Below are 1678 nucleotides of genomic sequence, written 5' to 3' on the forward strand. Positions count from 1 at the left end.
CGGAGAATTTAAGAAGCCAAATTGTGACGCAAGGGGTGCAGCGATCGCCAAATCGAGCTATGCTGCGGGCAGTTGGTTTTAAAGATGAAGATTTCAATAAAGCCATTGTAGGTATTGCCAATGGCTACAGTACAATCACTCCCTGTAACATGGGGATAAATCAACTGGCGCTCAGAGCAGAAGTTAGTATAAAATCTGCCGGGGCAATGCCGCAAGTATTCGGCACAATTACCATTAGTGATGGGATTTCGATGGGAACTGAAGGGATGAAATATTCCCTAGTATCACGAGAAGTCATTGCCGATTCCATTGAAACCGCCTGTACCGGACAAAGTATGGATGGTGTACTAGCCATTGGTGGCTGTGATAAAAATATGCCAGGGGCAATGCTAGCCATCGCCCGGATGAATATCCCGGCAATATTCGTTTACGGTGGCACAATTAAACCCGGTCACTACAACGGGCGCGATTTAACCGTTGTCAGTTCTTTTGAAGCCGTTGGTCAATACAGTGCGGGAAAAATTGACGAAAAGGAATTATTAGAAGTTGAAAGTCGCGCTTGTCCTGGTGCTGGTTCCTGTGGGGGAATGTTCACAGCTAACACCATGTCTTCAGCATTTGAAGCACTGGGGATGAGTTTGCCCTATTCTTCGACAATGGCAGCCGAAGATGCCGAAAAAGCCGACAGTACCGAAAAATCAGCTTATGTGTTAGTCGAAGCCATCCGCAAACAAATCTTACCCCGGCAAATTATCACCCGCAAATCTATAGAGAATGCCATTTCTGTAATTATGGCGGTGGGTGGTTCGACCAATGCAGTATTGCATTTCTTAGCGATCGCCCGCGCTGCTGATGTAGAGTTAACCCTGGATGACTTTGAAACCATCCGCGCCCGTGTTCCGGTTTTGTGTGATTTAAAACCAAGCGGTAAATATGTAGCTACAGATTTGCACAAAGCTGGTGGCATTCCCCAAGTCATGAAAATGCTACTTGTGCATGATTTATTACATGGTGATAGCCTCACCATCACTGGTCAAACAATCGCAGAGATATTAGCAGATATCCCAGAAGAACCATCCGCCAATCAAGATGTGATTCGGACTTGGAATAACCCGATGTATTCTCAAGGACACTTAGCTATTCTTAGAGGTAATCTGGCAACGGAGGGAGCTGTCGCCAAAATTACCGGGGTGAAAAAGCCAGTGATTACTGGCCCCGCGCGGGTATTTGAATCGGAAGAAGCTTCTTTAAATGCAATTTTGGCAGGTAAGATTCAAGCTGGTGATATTCTCGTCATCCGTTATGAAGGGCCAAAGGGCGGGCCTGGGATGCGGGAAATGTTGGCTCCCACCTCAGCAATTATTGGTGCTGGTTTGGGTGATGCTGTGGGATTAATTACTGATGGACGCTTTTCTGGCGGTACTTACGGGATGGTGGTTGGTCATGTTGCACCAGAAGCAGCAGTGGGTGGTGCGATCGCGCTTGTAGAAGAAGGCGATAGTATTACTATTGATGCACCTGCTCGTTTGTTGCAGTTAAATGTATCGGAAGAAGAATTAGCTCGTCGTCGTGCCAACTGGCAACCCCCTGCTCCGCGTTACACTAAAGGCGTGTTGGCGAAATATGCCAAATTGGTATCTTCTAGCAGTATTGGTGCTGTGACAGATTTGGATTTGTT

The 1678-nt window shown here is 46.8% G+C and carries 1 protein-coding gene; it reads left to right on the forward strand.

Features of this window, described 5'->3' with window-relative positions:
• A partial coding sequence (gene ilvD / locus RMY00_RS36000; RefSeq protein WP_322652127.1) for a dihydroxy-acid dehydratase occupies positions 1-1678 on the forward strand: 1678 nt, incomplete at both ends.

It is taken from the genome of Nostoc sp. ChiVER01 (assembly GCF_034531155.1).
Lineage (GTDB): Bacteria > Cyanobacteriota > Cyanobacteriia > Cyanobacteriales > Nostocaceae > Nostoc.